The 5,062-nt window shown below is 40.8% G+C and carries 5 protein-coding genes; 4 read left to right on the top strand and 1 reads right to left on the bottom strand.

From position 1 onward, the window contains the following. Positions 1–656 (top strand): hypothetical protein (locus tag AC2YIT_RS32055; RefSeq protein WP_487281927.1); only part of this gene is annotated, 656 nt, incomplete at its 5' end. A 326-nt stretch (positions 657–982) separates the two neighbouring features. Here the strand turns inward: AC2YIT_RS32055 and AC2YIT_RS32050 are convergent. Then, the gene (locus AC2YIT_RS32050; protein ID WP_487281926.1) at positions 983–1,999 is read right to left on the bottom strand and encodes a hypothetical protein; all 1,017 of its coding nucleotides are present in this window, start codon (positions 1,997–1,999) and stop codon (positions 983–985) included. Positions 2,000–2,657: 658 nt separating this feature from the next. Here AC2YIT_RS32050 and AC2YIT_RS32045 point away from each other — a divergent pair. The 3 genes from AC2YIT_RS32045 to AC2YIT_RS32035 all read left to right on the top strand — a co-directional run. Next, the gene (locus tag AC2YIT_RS32045) at positions 2,658–3,548 is read left to right on the top strand and encodes a hypothetical protein (protein WP_487281925.1); all 891 of its coding nucleotides are present in this window, start codon (positions 2,658–2,660) and stop codon (positions 3,546–3,548) included. A 112-nt stretch (positions 3,549–3,660) separates the two neighbouring features. Beyond that, positions 3,661–3,945, top strand: a complete 285-nt coding sequence (locus tag AC2YIT_RS32040) for a helix-turn-helix domain-containing protein (RefSeq protein WP_487281924.1) — start codon at positions 3,661–3,663, stop codon at positions 3,943–3,945. A 114-nt stretch (positions 3,946–4,059) separates the two neighbouring features. Further along, the coding region (locus AC2YIT_RS32035; RefSeq protein ID WP_487281923.1) for a hypothetical protein at positions 4,060–5,062 on the top strand (1,003 nt) is incomplete at its 3' end.

Below are 5,062 nucleotides of genomic sequence, written 5' to 3'. Positions count from 1 at the left end.
TATCTACACTCCGAATTAAAATTTCTATCGTGAGACAACTAATCTATTTAATCGTGGTCGTTGGCTTCTACAGTGGTCCGGTATTAGCTCAAGTCTCAGACGGTGCAAAGAATGCCGCTAAAATTGAGCTTTTTGCGTTACCGGGATATGAGGAGTTGCCCCGCCCAAAGAACTATCAGCCTGATACAGCGAATATTCGACCTGAGAATTTTTCATTCAGGATCTGGGACAAAAAAGATCTAGAGGATCGATTGAGCATGGGGGTTAATTTGCCACCTGTGAGTTGCAAGCCTTCATGGGGCTTGTTTATTTTCCGCGTTAATGGTTTGGGGCAGGTTGATAGCACACGATACGACGGTAATCTCGCGTCCATCACCTCGAGCAAAATTTTGGCGAACATATGTACTACAGAAGGCAATTGGATAATAAAACCAGGGACTAAACCCAATCAAGTGGCTTGGTTCGCCTATCCCTTTTTTGACATCAGAGGGATGTATTCAAAACAATTGGAATGCTCCTCAAGCGATAAAGAGCTTTCTAAAGCCATTTCCTTCTTAAGCCACATGTTTGGGGTCGTTTATTACAAAGTTCGCCATGACGGCCAGAAGGCTACACTAATCCAGCCAACTACAATTGATATTCCCAGAATTTACTGATACGTTCCTATGACCATAAGCGAAGCCTCTGCTTTCCTTGCACAAAAAACCAAGAACTTCGCCCAATAGACCGCAACCTCTTGTTCTGTGTAATGTTGTTTAACATAACATGCCTTATCCGACCCGCACCAGCGTTTTCTTGGTTCTGTCCTGATTAATTATTTCGAAAGAAAATGCAGCAGGCTGCATTTTTCCTCGCTACAAGGTTAAGAGGAGAACAGCCTTTTATAGCCATAACACAGTCTGCTGAGCACTAAACCACAATTATCACATCTGTCTTGGCACGTTATCATTTTTCATTAAACACTTCTCAGGTCAAACCGTCGTCATCTGTCGATCCCATCTTTGTATCCTAACTTTAAAAGTCTTTCTTTAATCTCCTTGTCAATTTTTGTCTTTGCAGTATAAAATGCAAAGGTGTCTAGTGAATTTGGCAAATGCTGTTTAATGAATTCATCAAATTTTATATCTGTCTTGTAAATCCTCAACTGTTTAAGTCCGCTTAATTTTTCCAACCCTGTCAACGACTTAAAAGTCTTGCAGTTGATCAATTTCAAGTCTGTCATGGTAGAGATTTCTGTATCGAATTGTAGTTCTTTAAATTGTATTTGGTCTTCAATTAAAAGAGCATTTAAATTTTTAAAGTTGGAAATATTCTTAAAGCTACTAAATGATCTGACTCGAATTATTTCGAGAGTCTCAATTTCATTTTCTTCGATTTCATCTAAATTCTCACGCCCACCTAAAACAAAACGTAGCGTTCTAAGCCTTTTTAGATTATTGACAAAACCTAGCTTAGCTTTTGAAATTGAATTTAAACCTAAATATTGCATCCCCGTTAATTTTCCAACAACGTCAATGTTTTTAGTGTGTCCGGAAATGATTAAATAATTTAAGTGTTTGTAGTCCTCTAAATATTGAAGATTAAGAGCCTTTGTCCTTGTATCACAGATAATTAATTTTTCTAGGCCCTTGAGATTGTTTGCTTGAAAAATCTCCGTCTCTTTAAGTTCAAATACACCTAGACCTAATCGTCTTAAATTTTGCAGTTCGGTTAACACTTCTAAATTGTCGGCCTTCGATAGACAGTCAAGCCAAAGAGCTTTTATGTTTGGCAGTTTTAAGAGTGTCTTACAATTAAAAGAACCCTGATAATGTCCATAAAAACGAATGCTGAAATTCTCGTCATAATTTAAACAAAGCTCATTTAATTCGCCAAGTATTTTGTCGGTATATAATTCGTCAGAGAATTGAACAATAACAAGTTTTCCATCTTTTAAATCGTTGTCGATTAAAAGTCTGTCAATATGCTCGGGATTATTTATTCTGTTCTGTGGTCTCATACAATAACGATTAATATAAATATTTGGAAATTTCGTAGTGCTCTAATTCCTCTATCATCGGGTATTATGCGGCCTAATATAGCAACTCGAAATCCACCTCCAGAAGCAAGGTTTGAATTATAATTTTTCTAATCGGAGCATTTTGCCTGCCTAAGCTCATTCCTCCATTCTTTCCCGTATCCAGTCCTTCCCTGTGCAACTGCTGCTTGTACCCGGCTAGCTCCACTGCACTTTTAGCAATATCCTTTTTCAGCTATTTCCAGGCGTGCTCTGTACAGGCAGCGCCGCTGTCGTGAGCAACGCTCCGACAGATCGATCAGCCCGATTTCGTCTTGCCCAGGCTTTTCAGGTAAGCTGACATTTGCGAAGCACACCCTTTGAAACTAACTAAGATCCCGCTCATCGCTCTGTCAGTCCCCCATGTAATCACTTTGGTCGGTTTTTTAGATTAGCCCCTTGAAGCGTGACCCTCTCCCAAACTGTGAGTTATTGGATTATTGACGAATATTAATAAAATTTCCCCGGTCGATAATCCTCCTAAGTAATGGCAACCAAATGAGCAATCAAGTACTTGTAATCTAAGGACACTCAAACGCCGCGAATTATTCTTTACCACACAATTATAAAGTATAAATACGTCTTGAATGATAATTACCATATGAACCCTATTCAGCCAAAGCCCTATCCATTACAGGACATTGAAAAATTCTTAGACGAGAGATCAATTCTCAACTGGCTACCCAAAATTGAGAATGGGTATTTCGACCAATATATGATGTTCGAAGACTATGTTGGCGAGCAGATACGATTTGCACTTTATCCACTTGTGGAGCAGTCCTTCGCCTCCTTCTGGAATGAAGTAGTAGAACGCTACTGGGATACAGACACGAATGCGAAACGAGCCTGGTTTTACGGGCATCGGATGCTTGTGATTATGGAGCGCATCAACGTGTCCAGTTTGTTATATCCCTATTTTGAGCTTATCAAAGCAATTTTTTTAAATTTCGAACTGCGCGCAAAACATCATCTTGCCTGCGATTTAGAACTTTCCAAAAGGATAGGCACCAATAGTAGTTTTAGGCTTCACGCCGACGACAGGAAGTTCAAGTATGAAATCGCACCCATCAATGATCTTGCGCCGCTAATACGCATTGAAAAGCCTCGTGCAGTCATACAGCAATCTCATTTACCACCCAAATATGACATAGCTATCGAACCGGTGCTTGATCGCCATCTCGCATTTCTCAATCCAACAAAATCAACGCTAACGCCCTTTGAGTTCCAAGAGCTACGTCTCATCCTTCACGAGGTACTAAAATCCGGTATACAAACCACTACCGATAAGAGGTTCAAACACGCGATTACGAAAGATATCAAAAAGAAAAACATTAAGATCGAGTTTGCGCAACTGCTCTCGACACTTCTGCCTGGGTCAAGGGCTAAGTGGTTTACCGACAGTATCGCTCTACTATTCGGATTTGACAAACGCACTCTTTATAGCCATTGGCATATGGTAGAAAAGCGTGATCAAGACAAACGAAAAGTGTGATCACACATCAACCTATAGCCCAAAAACGGCAATCACACATCTTACAAATGTGATCACATTTCGCGTGGTTTAGCTTCGTTGCACTTTTGCTTCATAACCAAACAAAGAAGCAATGAACCACGAAGTAAACACGCTGAAAGGCATTGAGCAGCGCATCAGCAGTCTTGAAAAACTGCTCGTTGATTTCCTGAACACAAGCTCCTCAACTCAGGAGCACGAATTCCTCACCCTGGCTCAGGCAGCAAATCTACTCTGCAAGTCCATCCATACTCTATACGGAATGGTATCTCGACGAGAAATTCCCCACATCAAGCGGGGGAATAGGCTCTACTTCAGCAAGACAGAGCTGTATAGCTGGATGCAAGAAGGCAAGCGAGCTACTATTTTGAGCAACTAGACATTCTCCATTAACAAAATATCAACCTGCAAATCGCGGCGAGATTTGGTAGTCAGTGGAGAACACTCCGATTCTGCTTACTCGACTCGAAATGCTTCTAAAATTCCAATAATTATGGGTAAATTTTCAAAAGTCGCCCAAAGTGGCGCTTCCTCACATTTAGGCTCTTTCGATCTCTCGCTTCCAGACTTTCATGAGGCACAACCACTCGACGAGAAACCCTTCGAAAGCGCCTTAGCTCCTATCACGTCAAGTGATGAACACTTTAAAACAGTCATAATTCCTGAAAACTTAGACTTGGAAAAGCTTCTAAAAGAGCATAAACCCCAAGGGTTCAGACCTCATATAGACTGGTTGCATTACCTTGTCGGGCTAATGGCGGAGATCCCCTCGCTTGATCACAGAATACTAAAAGGTGACCCCTTAGCCTTCCTAAACCTAAATTCTCAGATCCTAAAGGGTAAAATGCACAACTATCAGAAATATCTTGAATATCTGTGTACGGCTGGCGTATTGGAAAGCGATAATCAATACATCGTGGGCGGAAAATCAAAGGGATATCGGCTCACCGCTCATTATCGAACACCGGGAAAACTTCAACCAGTATACGACATGTCGCTTTTTCGTAACAGGTATCAGATTGAAGAACTACGGGATGATGGCGATATCCCTACAACGCTCATTAAGAGCTTCGAAGGGTTGGATATTGATATCCCGGGCGCGATGGGCCATTTGATAGAGACAAGGCAAAATGAGCTAGTGACTGCTAACATACGAAACCAGCACAGGATCATAGCTTCACACAACGCGCATATGTCGATGATTCAACAAATTGCTGAAAATCGCTTTTTCCTTAAAAGGGATAGCTACTCTGGCAGGCTACACACCAATTTAACGAACCTTAAGAGTGACTATAGGCATTTCCTCAAGCATCGACAGGGATCGCTTGTTGCAATAGATCTCGCAAATGCGATGGCACTTTTCACGTTAAGCCTTCTAAAAGCGGAATTTTATGAAGATGCTATTTCGGAGCGTATAACCGTTCGAGAAATCAACCAACAAGATAAATTTGATATTAAGATTCTTAATCTTAATTCTAATTTATATATATACTCTA

Source organism: Dyadobacter sp. SRI_021, from assembly GCF_057586235.1.
The sequence above is the reverse complement of the archived record's forward strand: the minus strand, read 5'-3'. Positions and strand labels throughout refer to the sequence as shown.

What these genes read in the sequence shown, in the direction of transcription:
- AC2YIT_RS32050 (WP_487281926.1), bottom strand. Translation starts at nt 1,999, where the DNA reads ATGAGACCACAGAACAGAATAAATAATCCCGAGCATATTGACAGACTT.
- AC2YIT_RS32045 (WP_487281925.1), top strand. Translation starts at nt 2,658, where the DNA reads ATGAACCCTATTCAGCCAAAGCCCTATCCATTACAGGACATTGAAAAA.
- AC2YIT_RS32040 (WP_487281924.1), top strand. Translation starts at nt 3,661, where the DNA reads ATGAACCACGAAGTAAACACGCTGAAAGGCATTGAGCAGCGCATCAGC.